This window comes from Caldithrix abyssi DSM 13497 (assembly GCF_001886815.1).
Classification (GTDB): Bacteria; Calditrichota; Calditrichia; order Calditrichales; family Calditrichaceae; genus Caldithrix; species Caldithrix abyssi.
Map to the genome: position 1 here is coordinate 3,342,586 of NZ_CP018099.1, position 19,764 is coordinate 3,362,349.

The 19,764-nt window shown below is 44.6% G+C and carries 9 protein-coding genes; all 9 read right to left on the reverse strand.

Annotation, left to right across the window (positions count from 1 at the left end; genetic code table 11):
• Nucleotides 1-51: 51 nt before the first annotated feature.
• Complete coding sequence (locus Cabys_RS13065; protein WP_006926540.1) at nt 52-1,206, reverse strand: aldose epimerase family protein; 1,155 nt, start codon at nt 1,204-1,206, stop codon at nt 52-54.
• 129 nt (nt 1,207-1,335) lie between these two features.
• Nucleotides 1,336-4,707, reverse strand: a complete 3,372-nt coding sequence (locus Cabys_RS13070; RefSeq protein WP_006926541.1) for an amylo-alpha-1,6-glucosidase — start codon at nt 4,705-4,707, stop codon at nt 1,336-1,338.
• Nucleotides 4,708-4,745: 38 nt separating this feature from the next.
• Complete coding sequence (locus Cabys_RS13075; protein WP_006926542.1) at nt 4,746-6,776, reverse strand: beta-L-arabinofuranosidase domain-containing protein; 2,031 nt, start codon at nt 6,774-6,776, stop codon at nt 4,746-4,748.
• A gap of 306 nt (nt 6,777-7,082) precedes the next feature.
• Entirely contained in the window at nt 7,083-9,818 is a 2,736-nt protein-coding gene (locus tag Cabys_RS13080) for an amylo-alpha-1,6-glucosidase (protein WP_006926543.1), read from the reverse strand.
• Between the two features lie 69 nt (nt 9,819-9,887).
• Nucleotides 9,888-12,686 (reverse strand): FlgD immunoglobulin-like domain containing protein, encoded by a 2,799-nt coding sequence (locus Cabys_RS13085; RefSeq protein ID WP_006926546.1) that lies wholly within the window; start codon nt 12,684-12,686, stop codon nt 9,888-9,890.
• 82 nt (nt 12,687-12,768) lie between these two features.
• Entirely contained in the window at nt 12,769-13,698 is a 930-nt protein-coding gene (locus tag Cabys_RS13090; protein ID WP_006926547.1) for a PorV/PorQ family protein, read from the reverse strand.
• 12 nt (nt 13,699-13,710) lie between these two features.
• Nucleotides 13,711-15,483 (reverse strand): hypothetical protein, encoded by a 1,773-nt coding sequence (locus Cabys_RS13095; protein WP_006926548.1) that lies wholly within the window; start codon nt 15,481-15,483, stop codon nt 13,711-13,713.
• Nucleotides 15,484-15,498: 15 nt separating this feature from the next.
• Nucleotides 15,499-18,279 carry a TonB-dependent receptor gene (locus tag Cabys_RS13100; RefSeq protein WP_006926549.1) on the reverse strand — a complete coding sequence of 927 codons (2,781 nt, stop codon included), beginning with the start codon at nt 18,277-18,279 and terminating at the stop codon, nt 15,499-15,501.
• 21 nt (nt 18,280-18,300) lie between these two features.
• Nucleotides 18,301-19,752 carry a hypothetical protein gene (locus Cabys_RS13105; RefSeq protein WP_006926550.1) on the reverse strand — a complete coding sequence of 484 codons (1,452 nt, stop codon included), beginning with the start codon at nt 19,750-19,752 and terminating at the stop codon, nt 18,301-18,303.
• Nucleotides 19,753-19,764: the final 12 nt, after the last annotated feature.

Below are 19,764 nucleotides of genomic sequence, written 5' to 3' on the forward strand. Positions count from 1 at the left end.
TTGTTTATTAAAAAATCCGTTTTAATTCAACATTTTTTTTAAACGGGTAAATTATTTTATCGAAAATTTGTAAATGGTTTTTGTATGATACTGTTCCCCGGGTCTTAAAATGGTAGAAGGGAACTCAGGATGGTTGGGCGAATCGGGAAAGTGCTGGGTTTCAAGACACAAGCCGTAGCGATGTTTGTACACTACCCCGCCTTTTCCCACAATACTGCCATCCAGAAAATTGCCCGAATAAAACTGCAGGCCGGGCTGGTCGGTGTAAATTTGCATGTAACGCCCGCTTTGCGGATCGTAGAGGGCGGCCTGAAGCTTTAAGGTTCCATCTGCCTGGTTTAATACCCAGTTGTGATCGTAGCCCCGGCCGTATTTTAATTGTTCGTCGGGATCGTTAATCCGCGCGCCGATGGCCGTGGGCTGACGAAAATCGAACGGCGTTCCTTCCACCGGACGCAGCTCGCCGGTGGGAATCAACGTACTGTCCACCGGCGTAAAATAATCGGCATTAATCCACAATTGATGTTCCAGAATGTCTCTTTTGCAATGGCCGGTTAAGTTGAAATAACCGTGGTGCGTTAAATTGACTGGCGTGGCCTTATCGGTTTGGGCGAAATATTCGATTTCCAGTTCATTATGGTTGGTTAAAGAATAAATCACCGCAACTTTTAAATTGCCCGGGTATCCCTCTTCGCCATCCGGGCTTAAATATGTTAGTTTTAAACGCACTTTGTCTTTTTCATGAATTGGTTCGGCGTTCCAGACCACTTTATCAAATCCCTTTATTCCGCCATGTAAATGGTTGGGGCCGTTGTTGGTGGCCAGCTGGTATTGCACGCCGTCCAGGGTAAATCTGCCTCTGGCAATGCGGTTTCCGTAGCGTCCCACAATGGCTCCGAAATAGGGCGAATCTTTCAGGTAATCGTCGAGTCTGTCGTAGCCCAGCACCACATCTTCGTACTTGCCGCTTTTATCTGGTACAAATAAAGACTGTACAATGGCGCCATAGTTGATGATTTTTATCTGCATTCCGTGAATATTTGAAAGCGTATAAAGATAAATTTCCTGTCCATCCTTTGTCCGGCCCCAATTTTCCTTTTTTACATCCAATTTGTGAATCTCCTTATCGTGTTTTTTACAACTACCTAAAGTTAAAAAGGAAACGATCAATATTATCCAACAAAGAATAGTCGTTGTATTTCTCATCGATTTTTCTCCTTCTTTATGACCCGTCGAGTTTTTTGTTGTTTTATCTGTATCGTAAAACGAACGACTTTTTTTCTGTGTTGTTGTTTTAATTCTTTCGTCTGCAAGGTAATATTCCTCCGGATTTATTTACAACCTTATCACAACTCTCTTCCTCACAAATTCCTTTGACGATTTTTCAAAAGATACTTTTATGGTAACCATTCCATCGTTATTAATATTTTCAATTTGGGCTCCATCGATTGACTTAATGGATTGATCAAATATTTTTAAAGCAAAGGTACCTGTTGAGCCGGCTTTCCCTTCAAGGTCAATAAAATAAGCTTTGTTTTTCAAAACGGCGTTGACGACCCGGTAGCCCTGTGATGTATCCCCTGGCCTGGGTTTTGGAAGGTAAGGGATAATCCCGATCCCATTGTGATGGTTTAATATTATTTCCGTTTCATTGGTTAATAAGAAATTGACGGGTTTTAGCAGCATGCGGTGCAGAGTCGTATCCAGCGCCACTTCCTGATGATTCAGCGCGACTCGGTCAATAATCATACCGGCGGGAATTTCGGGCGTTAACCAGATTTCGACGGGCTCGCCCTGCGCTAACCTCAGCTCAAATCGTGTTTGATTTTTCTGCCGCTCCATCTGTAATTCGACCACCGAATTCCCGATTCTTAGATTCTGTACCTTTACTTTATTCCAGTGTAATGGGAACCTGGGTTTTAAATCGGCCCGCTTTTCGGGGGCGTTGGGCCTCCAACCGACCATGCCGTGTATTGCCGGAGCAATGACATTGGTTTCAGACCAGCATTGATGAGGACAGACGCCGGCGGGTTCATAGGTCAGTCCATTCATCACCTCTTCTACGAAGCCCAGCGCCCAGTGTTTTTTAATATTCATATTGTTCATCAGGTGGCGAAATCCCTGCACCGAATTGCCATATTCATATTCAGCCAGGGCGGCCCAGCCCGTAAACAGAGGCCATACACTGCCGTAATGATAACCGCGTGGATCGAATAACGGCGAAGATGAACTGATAATTCTGATGCCCCAGTCTGTGGAAAAATCATTGCTTGCATAGCAGGAAAGCATATTTTTTACTTTTGATTCATCGAGCAAATCATAATACATGACCACCGCAGGTAAAACCGTTTTTTCAGGATTGTATTGACACGACTTTATTTTTCCATAATAAAAGAAATCATCTTTTTCGTTCCAGAAATCACGGTTTAATATGCGAATCACCTTTTCGGCGTCCGCTGCGTATCGACGGCTTAAGTCTTGCAATTTCAATTTTTTTGCTAAATAGGCAGCGTCTTTTAAGGTTTGCGCCCACAAGCCCGCCAGATAAAAAGTTGGATTGGCGCCCCACAGTTTGCCCCCTTCTACCCAACCGTGCCCCACATTTTTATTTTCAATGAGCATATCGCCGTCCGTGTCGGTAGAATAAAGAAAATCGATGGCCCGTTTAATATGGCTCCAGCTTTGTTGGATAAATGTCAGGTCTCCGGAAGCTTTTAAATAATGTGCGGCCAGAATAACATATAACGGCGTGGCGTCAGCGGCATCGTAATGCACCACGCCCGATGTGGAAACCTCATGAAAAATTTTACCGGATAAATCCTGATACTTCTGGAAAAATTGTAATTGATTTTTTACAAGTTCAAAATCACCGTAATTATCAATGGCAAATGAAGCCCAGGCGGCATCGCGTCCAAAATACCAGGCGTATCCCGGCCTTCCGCTATTTTTGTGCCCGCCGTCCCATCCACGGTCTGCCGTTCCAAACCCGGCAACCAATGCTTTTCCGAGCCTCGGCGTATGAGTGTAAAAACGATCGGTTCCAACCAATGCCCATTTCCACAGCCGATTAAATTCGCTATCCGGGCTTTCTATGATCACATAGTTCTGCAATAACTTCTGATAGTGTTCAACCATTTTTGCGTACTCGGCGCGCGGATTCTGATAGAAATCCCGGTAAGTTTGAATCGCTTCGGCACGCCCCTGGTCCGTACCAATTAGGAAATAGTTCATACTAAAATGATTACCAGCATTCAGTTTGTAAATTGCCGCATGATAAACCTGATTAAGGTCGCCTTTTATACCCTGGAGTTGATTTTTCTGAAAGAGAATATCTGAAAAAGCGCCATTACAATATTCCTCTGGTTTTACGTCTGCGCCAAACAAACAAAAGAACCTCCCTGTTCTGTCTTTGACCTGCAGAATACCCTGTGCTTGATCATATCCGTAAAATACGTCTCCCAGGGCATTTTCATCGTAAGGCCACATCCATCGTAAGTCGCTGCGTAATTTAATGAGAATTTGTACATCCCTGTCGCCGGATGCTGTGAGATGAATAATCGCTCCCGGTTTTTCCAGTGAGGCGAAAATAGTTTCTTTGATTTTTCCATAAGGCGTTTCATAAATACGCGTCATCGATTCGGGCCGTATTTCAATCTTCGGTGCGAAATCACTTAACCAGATCACCTCATTCTTAGTAATAAGTCCCATTTGAAAATCGCGCGCAATTCTAAAAGGATGGACCCATACTTCATCAATGCCGCCTTTTTCTTTGCCCATCACCAGGGCTCGGCGTCCTGCCAGATCGAAGAAGTTGGCGCTCGCTTTTTTTCGTACAAACTTTAAACCGCTTTCTGGCAGGTTTTGCAACGTTCTGTGCCCGACGTGAAGGCGGTCTTTTGATTTGGCATTAAATTGTTTCGCCAGGCATGCGCTAAATTCCCAGTACGTTCTCTCCCCTTTTAGCCGCCCTGACAAATACAAAAGCGTGTTTTCAATAAACTTTTCCAGCTTATATCTTAATCGGTTCTGAGGATCAAAGTTAACCATGGCGCCCACGGTTAGCAGATGGCTGCCATCCGTTTGATATTCAGTTATCAGCCGATTGCGGCCATGGACGGTGATATACGACTTTTCCACGGCCACCACCTTTCCTTCGGCGGGAAACTGGTCATTAAAATAGCCGATGCGCGTTAATTTCCTGTCTTCATTCAAATCCCACACAAAGGCACCGCCGAACAGGCCGCTAAAAATAGGGTGCCCCATCCAGCTCTGAAATCCCCTTTTGTCGAAATTCCAGTAATCTTTAACGTTAAGAATTTTAATGGCCGGTTTATTGGATTCAATACCGCATTCAGCAGGAATTAACGCGCCAAAATTTGTGCAGAGTAAATTTGCGCCATTATCATACCATTCCCGGATTTGACGAAAATGCTTCTCTTCCCAGCGCATATAGGCCTGAGAATCGGGGATATGGATCCAATAAATATCCAGCCGTCTTTTTTGTTGGGCAAGATTATTCAGAGTTACATGTTCTATCTGAAAGTGTGTTTTAGCTTGTAGCCAGTTCAATATTCTAATATCTTCTTCCGCTACATAATCGTCCGGCGTAACATAACCAATAGTGATTTGATTATGTTGACAGGAAACAAGGATGAATAGAAAAACGATTTTTAAAAGCGCGCTTAATTTTAAAAATAACCGCTTCATATCAATGGCTCTCTATTTTGAATTTAGCACTATAAAACTCAACGAGCTGCTGGGAAATTGGCAATTCTTAATTTCGTACAACCATAAGGCACTAACACAATTTCTTCTACAGGTTCATCATATTTTACAGGATACCAGAACGGACTGTAAGGAATCGGGCCGGTAATTCCTCCATACAATTTCCATTCGGGAATTTTTTTGGCTTTGGCGATTATTTTAACCGGCGCATTTTTGAGAGTCCAGGGTTGGTTTTTGACAGTAAACTCTTTAACAATGAAAGTTGTGTCGGGATGATCAACATAGTTTCTCAACAATCCATAATTCCAGGGATCTTTAGGCAGTACTTCATAGTCGGCATACGGTTCTTTGCCGCCAATTTTTTTCCACTCTTCGTTTAATCCCAGAGCAAAAACCAGCGGGCCGCGCTCCACGGCCGCAGACCTTTGAAACCAGTAAGAAATTCTTATTTTCATGGGTAAATACAGTTCCAGCACATCGCCTTTTTTCCAGCGGCGGGTTACTTTTGTAATCGATCCGGCTTGCGGTTTGCCGTACACTTTTCCGTTAACGAAAACCACTGCGTTATCGCACCATTCCGGTATGCGTAAATGAAATGGAAATGCCACGCCATTACTTTTTTTACAAATGAATTTTATCCTCTCTTTAAAAGGATAATCGGTTTCTTCCACAAACGTTACTTCCACATTGTCCGCCACTCTGGCGGTTACCTCCGACGGCGCATAAACCAGCGCCGCCAGACCATTATCCTGGGTGGCGTACCATAAATTCATTACATATTTGGGCCACCCTTGATGGTAGTTTGCGGTACAACATCCATATCCTGTTTCAAGCCCAAACAGAAGTTCGGTTTCGCCGTGTTTGGTGCTAAAATTATGCCATCCGCGGTCGCAAATAACCTGGTTGGCAAGCTGGTAATATTGTCGCGCGGTATGGCCCGGTTTAAGGAAGGCCGGAAGCGCATTTAAAGCCACACGTTCTAATATGTCGCCATATTCCGCATCGCCGGAAATTTGCAGCATTGTTTCAAGGCTGAACATATACTCAACTACCGTGCAGCTTTCGGTCCCCCTGACAGGATCTTTGCCGGCCAATAATTCATCGGCGGCCCACAGTCCATAAACCTGCCCGTGATGCTTCATTAACTTTTCGATACCGGTTTTAACCGCTTTAAGGTAGCGCTCATCTTTTGAATACTGGTACCATACTCCCGGTTGCTTAATGCCCATCGCCGTATTTACCCCGTGCCAGTTCCAATCCTGCGGATTTGCACTTTCGAAACGCTGTGTCCAATCCAGTGTTTGTTCAAAAATAATTTTTCCCAGGTCTAACAGAAAGGCATCTCCTGTGTGATTATACAACCAGTAAATGGAGGCCAGGTTTTCGCCGCCCCTGCTTTTGGCCCAGTGTGTCCAGTAATCGAGCGGCTTTTCTTTGATATTTTTCATCTGATATTGAAAATAGCGCCTCATAAAATCGAGCACGCGTTCATCTTGCGTGGCTTCATAATAGGTTTGCATTACTTTTAATACGATCATGTGCGGCCACCAGTCCTGTTTAACTTTTTCCTGCCAGGCCTGGCGTCTGCCCCATTTTGTATTGTCAAAAACACGTGTGCTATCCGGCAAAGGCCCGAAATATCCGTCTTCTTGTTGGTGCGTTAGAATGTATTCAATCCATTTTTTCGCCTTTTTAATTAACGTTTTATCTTTCAAAATATAGGCCAGGGGAACCAGTCCATCCAGCCAGTATGGGCCGCGCTCCCAGCCATCGCCGCTGCCGCCCAGCCAGCCATTATCGGGCCCAACGTCTCTCCAGACTTCATCAAGATGTCCGGTTAAACCGTTAGCGGCTAATTTTAATTGATATTCCAGCCAGCCTTTGGGTTTAATGCTTCCCACGGGCAGTGCAATATAGGCATTCTCCATTAAGGGTTCACGATTGGAGAGATAGTTTACATTTTTAGCATTGGTGATAGCAGGTAAGCTAATTAAAAGCGCCAGCGAAATGATGAGCACCGAATGCATGGTTAAATTTTTTACTAAATTCATTGTACTGCCCTCATTACTTAATTTACTCTATAGAGTTCTGCAAAATGCACATACATGTCATTTCGAATCCCGATTTATCGGGATGAGAAATCTTCTAACTTCAACAAAAACAAAAGATTTCTCGTCGCTCCGCTCCTCGAAATGACACTAAAATTTACATTTTGCAGAACTCTAAATTTACTCTAACCAATATGGATATCGCCATTTAACTGGCGATTTAACTTTTCTATTCGAACAGATTCCTCGACAACCTTTTAGCGATTTTTTTTCTCTCTTCCTGCATCAAATCCAGCCCGCCGAAATATTTTAAAACCCGGCAACATCGAGCAGCATCCTGTTTATGATTCCGGCCCAGATATACGTTTTGTGGTAGCCGCCCCACTGTTCATCGGGACTGTAAAATTCCCATAAATTATGATCTTTTTTCAAACAGGCGATCATATTTCTGGCATTGCGTTCAACCAGCTCTCTGGCTATCTTTTTGTAGCCATATTGAATTAAACCGTCCATAATCAAATAATTCCATTCCACCCATACCGGGCCGTTCCAGTATCCTTTGGGATTGTAATATGGGTCATCGGCGGCAAGCGAAGGCACGCCATATTTTCGCCAGAATTTGGAAGTATCGGTAAGCGCCTTTACCAGTTTTGCCGCCTGCTCCTCGCTTGCAATCCCGGCCCACATCGGTAAAAACCCGATTATTTCCTGGCGTTTTAGATCGTCTTTCGTTTTAAATGTAAAGTCATGGTCTTTTTTATCGACATGGTAATAGAAGCCCGTTTCATCATCCCAGAACGTTTTGTTGATAAGCTCCGCTCTTTTGTCCGCCTGTTCTTTCCAGCTTTGCGCTTCATCCTGGTAGCCCAATTCAGCGGCCATGGCGGCCAAAGAGTTGGCTTCTTTAACCAGCATACAATTGAGATCTAACGCTTCAAAATTCGACGGCCAGCCGACCTGATCCCACACGGCAACCAATCCGTCGCGTACGCATTCCAGCACGGCATGACCTCCCCATTCACACAAACCGTCCTGGTCTTTATCACGATTGGAAACATAAAAATTATAAAATCTTTTGCTGGACTCATACATCTCTTTAAGAAATTGTTTATCTTGCGTAATTTTATAAACTTCCCAGTTTTGCCAGGCATACCAGGGTGCCGAAGTTGTCAATTCGCCGTTATATTTTATAATTTCATCCAGGTAAGGCCCCGTTCGGTAATTGATATATCCATTATCGTATTGCCGTTCGCTGTAGATGCGCTGCGAATCCATGGCGCTGCGTGGATCCAATAAAGCATAAGCCACCATGGTCAGGCTTTCGTGGAAAACCTGACCGCCGTGTCCCCAGCCCCAGGTTGGTTCGCGAGAAAAAACATAGTAATTATAGTTGCACTTTCCTTCAGGAGGCAAAAACACCTGACGCATCATATTAAACGCGCTCCAATAAAGCAATTGTAGGTCATTATCTTCCATTGGCAAGGGAGGAACCCCGGCAAATAATTGTTCATTGGCAGCCCGATATTGATCCAGCTTTTCTTTCATCAACGACAAAGCCAGATGGTAGATTTTTTTTCTGTCTTTTTCATCCCTGGCAAAACCGCGTATGATGCGGATACGTTTCTTTTCGCCTTTGTTTAATTTGATTTGTTTTTGAAAGGAAACAATCCGCGCAAAATCTCTGGCGTTCGTTTTAATCTGTCCCTCTTTTTTTACGTCTGCTAAAAAGTCGCTTCCAGAAATATTGGTTAATTCATGTGTTGGCATACTCATTCGATTTTGCCTATCGATAGCTGTAACAACATAGCCGTAAATTGAACCATCTTTGAGATTTTTATCCGCATAGGAAGCGCGGTTTAAATTTTGGGCTATTAATTTATAAACGGCGTCCTGACCGTAATCTCGCCGGTAAACGTTGTAGCGCATGCCTTTTGCCTGATCCCAATACAAATGTATCTCTGAGCCGGTTTCACTTACTATTTTCCTGAAATTAGACGGCATGGGAGGTAAGTCGTTTTTCTTGAAAAAACCGTCCTGTCTTTTCGAACTTTGATCCTGTAATTGCTCCACCTTACCTTTGACCAGGGCGATTTCTCCGCTTTGGGGGCAAAATATTCGGATGGTGTATTCATCGCCGTTTTTTAATCCTGCAAAATTGCCCAATTCTATTCCGAAATAACCGTACGGTGAAATATTAGGATCGCTGTTTCCCCAGCGCGCTGCCCTTTCGGTGAGCAGTTTGCTGCGGTCGTTGTTCAATATAACCATCATTTTGGGGCCGGGGTTTTGATGCGTACAGCGTTTGTCAGGCGCATGCATCATTTTCCCCCAAACCAGATACTTTTGTTTTTTCTGTAAATCCACCTGAAGCGGAATATCGACATTTTCACCTTTAAATCCATAAAAGCTTTTCATCTGGTCAGGCGCATCAGAAATTAAAAAGAAATCATACACTTTATCCACATAAGGAATGTTGTGCGCTAATGTCCAGCTATCTGGCAGTTCTTCGTGGGTAAATGTAATGGTCTTTTTTTCCTGATTAAAGCCAACCTCGTTAAACACGCGGTAATCATTTCTCAGAAAAGGATAAAGTGTAAATTCCGCTGCAGAGGCGCCGGCATTAGTCAAAGTAATATCCTGAATGGCCAGTCGAGAGCTGTAAACCAAAAACGCAACATTTACCTTTACACCTTTTAAAGGATAATATTCATATTGAACCATATCCGGATAAGAAAGCGTAATGACTGGCGGTTTAAACATATCTTTTAACCGGTAAACAAAATTGGTATCGTTTTTAAAGGCCAGGCACCAATCGCCGGCCTTATCGGTTGTAAAATCAAGCCCTTTTTCCGGATCATAAAACTTGAAATGAAAGCCCTGGTCGAGGATGAACTCAGAACGCTCCATGGCCGCAGCATAGGTTGTGTACAGAGGAGTATCTTTTGTTGCCGACAAATTCGATAAGAAGGGGCGCTCTTTTTGCCCGAAGCAGGAATTGAAATGAATCATTATTAACAAAAGCAACGCCACACTTAAAATTTTCATACTTCCCTCATATTTTTTAACACATTACAAAATTCCGGCAAAAGTTAAATTTGCGCCGCCTCACCATTTTTATTTCAAAAGCAGCATCTTGCGTGTGATTTTGATTTCATCTGTTTCCATCTGGTAAAAATAAACGCCGTTGGGCGCCTGTTTTCCGGACTGATCCGTGCCATCCCAGCGAACCTGATAAACGCCAGCATTTTGTTCAGAGGCATTGACCAGTTTTTTTACCACCTGGCCCAATGCATTAAACACCGTGATTTTTACGCTGGAATTTTGGGGCAATGAATATCGAATAACCGTCGAAGGATTAAAGGGATTCGGAAAATTCTGCATTAAAGTAAAGGCAGTGGCTGGTTCTGTCGCTATTTTTTGTTCAATAGAAGTTGCGTCCACCAATTTTACATTTACAAATGAATAGGGTTCAAAGGCCGTGGCCCAGTTATCCCAGGACGACTGGACATTTTCGAACAAAAAACGCAGACCAATGGAATCGCCCTCTATAAACTTTAAGCCGGATCGATCGTTTTTAGGAACGACCATTTCCACAAAATATCCGGTTGTAGTCGTTTTGCAGAAGATTTGAAAATCAGACGGCTGAATAATTCTTCCAAAGTGGTTATAATATTTAGGATCATCGTCCCACATGGGGCCGCCTCCGCCCAGACTTTCGTGGTATTGAATCGCTTCATCCGTACAATCGAGGACGCGCGCTTCGCGGATGGCACCAGTATTGGGATAAAAGCTGATGCGGTAATTTTCTCTTCCGTGCCACCAGCCATTGGCGTTGCCGTCAATAAATACCGTGGGAATGGCGTACTGGTTCATATCAAAACCGATGTACAAATTGTTTTCATCCCAGCTTAAATAAATTTTACAGTTGAATGTCGTGACAGAGAAATTCATTTTATCCAGCAGCAGATGCCAGCCTTCTTCGATCGTTCCGTTTAAAACAGGCGAAAATTGAGGAATAAATTCGTGCACCGGATATAAAGGATAATAGTCGTCATTGTCTGCAATACCATCGTAATCGGTATCATTTTCCCGGGGATTTGCCCCCTGGAAATTACCGGCAATTATTTCCTGATAATCCGACATGCCGTCGTTATCACTGTCCTTTTGCAAGGAATCGCTATAAAAACGCACCTCGTCTAATGGCACTCGCAAATCATTGTCAGGAATCTCATCATTATCGATATCGTTTGCCTCGTAAATTTGTCCGCGATATCCTTCTAATGCCAGCCAGTTTTGAAAGGTACGATAGATCTTTGCCTGAAAGTCATACTCTTCTCCGCAGGCGACCGGAAATTGATACGGCAGATCGCCATGGTACATTTCAGGATTTCCATTATCGTTGTAAATGTCATCAACGGCGTGCTGAAATTCATGAACAAAAAGCCAGGGCAAACTGCACGTGATATCCGGATCATGGGTGGGATATGGCACGGATTTAAGACCTTTAGCCGCCGCCCAGCACACATGCGAAAATCCGGTGGAATTGGCTGGCCCCATAAAATTCCACGACGGCGTACCGTAACTCCAGAAACCGGAAGTGCCCGAAGAAATGCGAAAAATGGCATCGTATTGTAAATCTTGCACGCCGCGGGCATGAAGATCGTTTTCTAATTGCGTTAAACTATAATCATTGGGATTCGAATCAAGATAGTCGTCTATAATTAGATACGAAATATTTAAATTCATTTTCAGACCGGAATTCCGCCAGTAGAATAAGCGGCCCAATTCAATCATTTTTTTAATTTTTGGGATGTCTTCGGGCAAAATATCTCCGCCGCTGGTATTTGTGTAAAGCACCACCAACACGTCCAGGGTGGCAAATTTTACATATTTCTGAGGCATGTTGTCTGTGGTGGCCGAAAATTCGTCTGAGCCGCTCAGTTCATTGCCATGCAAATCACGGCTGCGGATTGCGTAATAATAGGTGGTATTCGGTTCAAGCCGCGTATCGGTAAAGCAGGTATCGCCAATGCCGAGGGAGGCGGTTGGCTGCGAGGGAAATGTTCCCCCTGCCTCTCTACGATACACATTGTAGCCCACAATGTCGCGATTACTTACCTGGTTCTCGCCTCTGAAATGGATTTCTACGGAAGTATTACGAGGAATAACGGAAATGATGTCAAGCGGCTGCATGGCAACAACTTCTTGACTGCGGGCGCTTAACAAACCTGCGGAATCTCTGGCCAGAACCATGTAGCCGAAAAGGCGATCGGATTCAGGGGTAGCATCAAGATAGACAGAATCGTTTTGCACCTCGGCTATTTTATAATACTGGTAGCGCGCCCGGCCGTCGCTCAAAAGATCATTAAGGTCTCTACGATAAACAAGATATGTTAAGTCTTCTTTCATTTTCCAGGTGATGCGCGTAGTGTTGCCCTCTGCCACGGCTTTTATGCCCTGCACGGGCGCCAGATAATCATCCGGAGAAGTTTGTAAAAACACATTCAAACCACTATAGGGCAACTCATCAATGCGATCTTTATCTCTTCCCTGTTCACCGCTGGCATTACAACTGAAAATAATGGTAAACGAATCGTTTACCGCAATTTGCGGATTCGTAAAATTACCCAGTTCAACGCCGATCATGCCGTCGCCGTTAATATTCGGCACACCGGGCGTCCAGCGCGGGCACTGATCGGTTAAAAGAACGCTGTCGGAATTATTCAGAAAGACGATAAAAGAGACATCGGGCGGCAAATGTTTGCACTGCGTTTGATCAGAATGATAAACAATACAGCGCCGGTAGGCATAGTCATCCACGCCTGGCTGAGCCATTAAAGGAGCCGCGCCCAATAATCCGACCATTAAAAACAGAGTTTTTATTTTCAACTTACGCAAAAGGTTGTTTCCCATTTTCTCTCCTTCAGTTTCAATTGTAATTTTGCAGCCATTGGCCTACTCTCCATGCAGTTTTGTTTTTCTTTTCTGGCAGTAATCAAAACGATAATCCTAAAGTTAATAAATTTCGATAGCCAATGATACCATAACTTGAAAAAGCGTAATCCATTTTAAGATTGAATCCTGCGATGTTCATTTTAAGCCCGCAGCCCAGCGCCCATTGTTCTTCGTCAAGCCCAAATTTGTAGCCGGCGCGCAGGGCAAAGGTGCGTTTATATTCGTACTCGGCGCCCACCCGAACTTTTTGCTCGGCGTCGGTTAACTTGATGGTCGTAAAGGAGAGGGTCATTAAATGTAAAGCGGTATGAATCGGCTCAATGGCAGCGCCGAACGAAAAATTAGTGGGAATGGCGTACTGCTCTTTCAGAAATTTTATTTCCGGCCCAAAGTTAACAATGGACATTCCGAAGCGAAAGCCGTGATAATCTGTTATAAAGAGAACGCCAAGATCTGTGGAAAAGGAATGCACGGCATATTTCCACATTTTAAGGTGTAAATAGTTAATGCCCAGCCCCAGAGCCGCATGATTGGTCAAAAACCTGGCAAAGCTCAGCCCCATGCGATAATTGCCCACATAAAACGTTTCGCCCGTGCCATCCGGCTTCAACGGCGTCCGCACCTGCATCTCATCGGATTGCAAACTGGTAAACGAGAGACATCCCACTCCCTTTCGAACGAAATTTTTGGCAACAGCCAGAGATTGAAAATTCATACCAGCAAACCAGGAAGAATAAGAAGCAAAAACATCTACAGACGGAATACGAGCCAAAGCAGCCGGATTGTAAAAAAAGGCATCCGCGCCCTGTGTTACGGCCGTATAAGCTTCGCCAACGGCCACCGCCCGGGCGCTTACACCAATCTTTAAAAACTGAGCCGAAGTGCTTCCCGGCCGTTTATATCCGCTACCTGTTAACACAGAAGTTAACAACAGCGTAAACAAAACCACGTAAGCCATTTTCTTTAACATTCTATTCCCTCGTTACTTAATAACCACAAATTTCCCTACCTGTACATTGCCGTTGTTCAAATCTTTAACTACAAACAAATAAACATCACTGGCTATGGCCTGCCCCACCTGCGAAACCAGATTCCACTCTTCATAACCACGTTTGGGATCGTTGTGCTCTAAAACCTTAACCAGCTCTCCAGACAGGGTAAAAATTTGGATCGTACACCGTTGCGGTAAATTGATGAACTGAACTTTACGATCCTGCTCCATCCATACCCGGCCCGGCGGCGGCGATTCCCATGGCGGGTTGTAACTGGTGTAATCTTCATTTCCCAGATAGGGATTTGGGACAACGGCTACCTTACCCACCGTTTCGGGCGGCGCAGGGCCCGGGCTCACCTCAACGATATTCTCCTGCAAACTGCTTTCCAGCTCCGTAATCCCCAGAACCGTATCGGGCAGCGAGAAGGAAGTAACGGAATAATAATAGGTAAAGTTGTTCAACAGACCTTCGTCGATAAACTCATGTTTTAAGCCGGTATTCGGACCGTAAAAATTATCTTCTTTATCAAACTGTGCCAGCAAGGTCCACGGGCCGCCATAACCCTGCGGGCTTTTGTAAATTCGATAACCTTCAAAGGGATGCTCCACATTATCTCCGCGATTGGGATCGTGGTAGTTTTCCGCATCCGGTTTCCAGGTTAAAATGACTTTGTGATTATCCGCCTTCACCTGTAAGGGAGGATTGGGCGGAGGCGATGGGACGGCAAAGTTCTTATTAATCAACCATTCGGCCAATTCTAAATTTTTATAGATTCCCTTTACTCCATTGCCCAGTAGTTGAACCACCGTAAAAAGCAACGTGTCGCCGGGCAGAATGGTGTAAGGCCCTTTCGTCAGCCAGAATTGACTGCCCACGGGGATGACCTGGTTTCTTTTAATCTCTCCCGAAGAGAGCCGGCGGTAAAGTTCCTGGTGATTGGAGGCGATCTCTCCCCAGCCGGAGTACCACAAAAACGTGGTTTTTATCTGGCCGCCATTATCCGGAGGGAAAATTTTGTAGGCGATGGGGCTATAGGCCAGGCCATCCACGCCGCCTTCAGCGTCCTGAGCAAAGGCCACGTCTTTTGTTTCATCGTACCAGGAAAAATCATCCAGCGCAAAATCCCAGCCCGGAAGGCGTTCGCCCACGTTGCCGTCGCAAAACCAGGCAAAATAGGCCTCCTCAAGCGTATCCACTTTACTCGTAATCCAGAATTGTAAAATAAGAAATTCATTAAAGGGCGCGAAACTCCAGACCATGGAACGTTGAATACATTCAATGTGCATGGGACGATGCCCGGTGATTTTAGTGTAAAAATCGTCCGAATATTTACACACGAAATCCTGATCGGAAATGCCCACGTAATCTGGCCAATAAGGATCATCAGGATCGCCGATATCTACCCGCTGTCCTCTTTTTACCACCCAAATTGTATCCCACGGGGCATCGGTCGGGTACATTTCATCGGCTTCATCCCACGAGTCCGACGAGGTAACCAGGGTATCGCCTTTCACGATGGCCGCCAGGGCAAATCCCGCCTCTCCCAGATGTTCTTCGCTGGAACCCAGGGGAAATTCGCAATAGATCAATCCAGGGTAACGAGATTGTTGCCGCCATAAAGCCCCCGTGTTTGTAACCACCTGTCGAAAGGCGCCCACATTATGCACTTTATAATCAATGGTAGGATTAACATCCTGCGCCAGCCCGGCGCCGGCCATAACCATTAGCAGAACGCTCGTACAAAAAATGATGTTTTTCATAGTAATCCACCAACTTTAAAATCCAAAATTTAATCCCAAAACAATTCGTCTTCCGGGCATAAACATGCGCGGATCTCTTAAACGTAATATCTCCATCCACGTGTAATAATATGGAAACGGATTATTCACGTCGCCGTAAACATAGGGCTTACCGGTCCAGGGATTAAATCCCCAGCCAGTATTCACATTGTTTCGATCAAACACGTTGGTAATATCCAGGGTTAATCCCACGTGCATTTTGCCAATGTTCCACTTCTTTTTAAAGCGCAAATCGGTATTGGCAATAAAAGGAGCGGTTTTAGAATTTGGCGGTACGTAAATTTCCGTACTTCCGGGTGTGTACGGATTGCCTGAACTGGCCGAGCTGTTGATGGTTAAACTCCAATTGCCCGGAATTTTAAGGCCGAAAACACGAAGCGCTTTATCCTTCGGAATATCAATCGTGAATTGTAATAACAACTGATGTCGTTTATCCCAGTCCAGGCGGTGTTCGCGAATGGGCAAGGGCAGGTTGGTTTGCGAACGCTGATACAATTCGAAGGGGGAAGAGGTATAGCCGTTAGCCCACTGCAAGGTGTAGGTCAAAATACCGCTGGTAAAGCCCGAATACCGTTTTTTCAGATTAATTTCAACACCACGCGCCCGCCCGTATCCCATATTTTGCGCCAGCCAGATGGGACGGCCTTTCTCCGGCTGTACCAGACCATTTACTACCGTATTAGAAATATCTTTGGAATATCCTTTTATATCGATGGCAAAATCGCTGCCTATTTGTTGGGCAAATCCAAATTCATAGGCCACCGTTTTTTGCGGATCTAAATCGGGATTGCCGCAAAAGGTATTGGAATACGGATCGCGGTACAAATTGTCGCTGCTGGGCATTTGCTGAAAATGTCCATACGAAAAGTACATCACGGTTTTAACCGAAACCGGGAACGATATGCCCAGACGCGGAGAAAAGTAGCCTTTAAACTTTCTTAAGTTCAACTTTAAGCCGGTTACGCGTTCCCAGCGTTCTCTGAAGCTCTCTTTTTCAACCGAAGAGCCGGGCATGATCCAGTCGTAACGTAAACCGGCATTAATAATCAAGCCCGAATTTTCCAGTTTATCCTGAATATACCATGCGCCCTGACTGGGAAAGGCCTTGAAATACCAGCGAAACAATCCGTACTCGGGAAAGGGACCCGGCGGCTGGGGAACGTAATCGGCACCGTTAAAAACGTATTGCCCATACGGCGTTAAATACCAGCCGCCCTGTTGAATGTTGGTGTACAGTAAATCTTTATACTGATATTCAATGCCCATTTTTACCAGATTCGATCTATTAATCTGGGAAGTGATATCAAACTTTGTAGTCAAGACTTTGGAAAGATCGTTACGGTAATCCGTATCCTGACCGATTTCCACAAATCCGTCGTGATTTAAATCTTCAAAAAAATTGGCCCCTCTGTAAACCCAATTTTTTGTTTTATCATTGTAAACCCAACGCCAGAAGGCATCGGGCGTTTTACCGTATAAAGAATAGTGATAACGAACCTGCAGATAACTTACGTGTACATTAAAAAAGGTACTCCGGCTAATGGTATTTTTAAAAGAGAGCACGAAATAATTATTGGTCGATTTGGCATCGCCCAGCGAATCGGGAATATTTTTACCTCCCCAGTCAAAGTTTGACCACCAGGAGTCATTTCGCTGGTAATTTAAGATCAGACGTTTGGTCGGCGAAAAATGGTGCGATATTTTTATATTAAACGTGTATTCATTGTATTGTTTGTCTTTTACATTAAAAAAGCCCAATAATCGTTTTACCTGCCTTGTTCTGTGATTGTTAAACTGCGTATTGGTGCGTTTAAAACTACCGGATACGAACAGGTAAGTGTTGGACAAAAATTTAAGTCCCAGCTCCGGTAACCATTTAGAAGTTAAAGGTTCCGGGCCTTCCAGATAAAATGAGCCGTACTCATATCCTTCCGAATTATTAAGCGTCACGGGCAAAAAGTCATCGTGTTTCAGAGTAAAATCGGCCTGGTAATGTTCGCCGCCCTCGCGCGTGATGACATTGATCACGCCGGACTGCGCTTCACCGTATTCCGCGCTGAATCCGCCGGTGAGCACTTCTATTTCTTCCACAGATTTAATATCAATATTTAATACACTGTGTCCGCCAAAGATGGGGTGGTTGACCGGCATGCCATCGACCTGAAATAAAACTTCACCGCCTCCGCCGCCGCGGATGTGAATGTTTTTGATGTTTTCATCCTGCGCTTTTAGCGTGTGGCCGCCGCCCACATTCAAAACAGGATTAACGGTAGCCACTATTGCGCCAGGAATAACCGAAAGGACATCCATTGCGTTCTCGGCGGCGGGAATGTTTTCAATTTCTGCTTTTGAGGAAGAGCGTTTACTGGAAGTTAAATCTCTTTGAATTAAGGGGCGCTCTGCAATGGTTACGATTTCTTCTCCTTCGAGAATGGTTTTGGTCAACTTAAAGACAACTTTAGTTGTTAAATCTACCCGCACTTCCACATTTTTCTTTACTTCTGTGGCATATCCGATCATGGAGGCTTTAATGGTGTAAATGCCGGGCGGCACCTGAATGATGTAATATTCGCCGTTTATATTGGTCGAAGCTCCCAGATTCATGCCCGGAATAAATACATTTACACCGGCAAGGGGTTCCCCGGTTTCCTTGTCGATCACAATTCCGGCAATTTTACCGGTTGTTCCGGCATGCGCGTAAAAAACCATCAAACACAATATTAAGATTGACCATAAAATATTTCTGGATTCTTTCAATGGTATGCCCTCTTCCTAAGTTCACAACAAATCTTCTAAAATTTTATTGGCCATTAGTTTTGCCTCGTCAGGATTTATGTACAGGATCGGAAACCCGAACAGAATGATGTCAAACGATGACCCCAGATAGCGGATGGCACAGGGGCGATCCTGGAAGACACTGCGGATGTTGTCGCTGGTGGTTTCCTTGCACTGAAAGCGATAGATGACGCGCGTAAATGCTCCGGGCGTAATAATGTTTACGTTGGTCAAACCGCCGAAATAGGGAAAATCGTTTATGGCACGAATCTCCTTATTCAGATGAATGTCCGGATATCCATTTCGACCTCGCGCCCAGGCAAAGGCGCCATCCACCGAAGGGCTTTCATTGGCGCCCACCACATGGAGATACTCGCTCAAAAACGATTCAGACTCATACACTTGGGGGAAACTGGCGCCCAGGTCAAAAGATTTAATAATGCGCCAGCCAGAAAGAACCAGTTTACCGCCCGCTTGCAGATATTCGATAATGTAATCTTTTTCGTTACCGATATTGTGCCGATCAAAATTATAGTCCGAATGCCATATTAATAATTTGTAACGCCCCAGGATGTGTTTGGGAGGCAGGCCGCTGGTAAAATAGTCAATCGTCGTATCAGGATTAAAAAGCTCGTTATAAAAGCTATCGACCTGAGCGTCGGTCGTAAATCCCGGCGTCTGGTCTCCTTCTTTCGTTTCATCGATTATCAGAATGTTTTTGTCAAAAGTAGGTTCAAACAACACGATCTGCACGGTGGCGGGTGTAGGGTCTACAATTCCCGTGTTATCTTTTGCCACCACTTCAATGACGTGTGTTCCGGTGAGAGGCAGAGCAAATTCATCGGGCGTTAATACCGCCATTGTATCTTCAAGCCATGTCCAGTCTCCCTGGCCATCTACCCGGTAGCCGTATTCAACCACCTCGCCATCTCTATCTTTGGAACCAAAAACAACCTTAATCCCCGTCCACCAGTCTGTTGTCTGAGGCAAAATAAACAGATCCTGATTTTCCTGGGGCGAAACGATATACGTTTCCGGACTATAAGCTTTTACCGTGTAAAATTCTTTTACCGCCGGAGTGGGGTCTTCGCCGCCCTCGTTGTCAATTGCTTTTACTTCAAAATGCTGAAAGTTCAATTCGTCCGAAGATTCAAATGCAATGGTCTTGCTTGTTAAGTTGGTGGTTACCCAGTCTGTTACAACCGTATCCCCTTTTGTCAGGTGGTAGGTAATGTAGCGGTATTTGTAAGAAGTAACGTAGCCATCCGAATCTTCGCCGTCCCAATGAATGGTTACATAGGCGTTGATGGTATCTCCGTCCACAGGTATATTGGCCACCGTTGTATTGGGTAATTTATTTGGATCTTTCGGTTTGGTGGAATAGGTACAACAGACGGCCAGAAACAGGCCGATTAACAGAATGGCAATTTTGTATAATTTGTTATTTTTTTTCATACTTCCAACCAT

Coding starts and splice junctions, on each gene's coding strand:
- Cabys_RS13065 (WP_006926540.1), bottom strand. CDS start 1,206: ATGAGAAATACAACGACTATTCTTTGTTGGATAATATTGATCGTTTCC.
- Cabys_RS13070 (WP_006926541.1), bottom strand. CDS start 4,707: ATGAAGCGGTTATTTTTAAAATTAAGCGCGCTTTTAAAAATCGTTTTT.
- Cabys_RS13075 (WP_006926542.1), bottom strand. CDS start 6,776: ATGAATTTAGTAAAAAATTTAACCATGCATTCGGTGCTCATCATTTCG.
- Cabys_RS13080 (WP_006926543.1), bottom strand. CDS start 9,818: ATGAAAATTTTAAGTGTGGCGTTGCTTTTGTTAATAATGATTCATTTC.
- Cabys_RS13085 (WP_006926546.1), bottom strand. CDS start 12,686: ATGGGAAACAACCTTTTGCGTAAGTTGAAAATAAAAACTCTGTTTTTA.
- Cabys_RS13090 (WP_006926547.1), bottom strand. CDS start 13,698: ATGTTAAAGAAAATGGCTTACGTGGTTTTGTTTACGCTGTTGTTAACT.
- Cabys_RS13095 (WP_006926548.1), bottom strand. CDS start 15,483: ATGAAAAACATCATTTTTTGTACGAGCGTTCTGCTAATGGTTATGGCC.
- Cabys_RS13105 (WP_006926550.1), bottom strand. CDS start 19,752: ATGAAAAAAAATAACAAATTATACAAAATTGCCATTCTGTTAATCGGC.